At 53.9% G+C, this 401-nt stretch carries 1 protein-coding gene; it reads right to left on the bottom strand.

The annotated features are described in order from the left end of the window. A partial coding sequence (locus D7X55_RS42200; protein WP_199747485.1) for an alpha/beta hydrolase occupies positions 1–365 on the bottom strand: 365 nt, incomplete at its 3' end. Positions 366–401 lie beyond the last annotated feature (36 nt).

Below are 401 nucleotides of genomic sequence, written 5' to 3'. Positions count from 1 at the left end.
TCCATGAAGGCGTAGTGCTGAGTGTCCCAGATTGCCAGCTCCATTTTGGGGCCTTTGATGTTTCTATAGAAGGTGATCCAATCGCTGGATGGTGGGAATGTTGGGCGCGTGTAATTCCGAGTAGACGCTACTAGGATGAACGGCTTGTCTTTGAAGCCTTGCTCGTTGACCGGGCCGTAGACTGAGCCGTCGAAGTTCAGACCTCCGATGACGGCCGAATTGCGCTGGGCGGCGACGGCAGCGGTTGCGCCACCAAAAGAATGGCCGTAGACGACGACTTTATTAGGGACGAAAGTGCCGGGGAAGTTAGCCAGGATGGACTTGGTGAAGGTTGTGTTAGACAACTGAGAAGTGAGGAAAGCCACATCCCCAACACGCATCTACATCTGTCAGCTTAACGG

The organism is Corallococcus sp. AB049A (assembly GCF_003668885.1).
Lineage (GTDB): Bacteria > Myxococcota > Myxococcia > Myxococcales > Myxococcaceae > Corallococcus > Corallococcus interemptor.
This window is presented reverse-complemented; position numbering and strand designations above follow the sequence as displayed.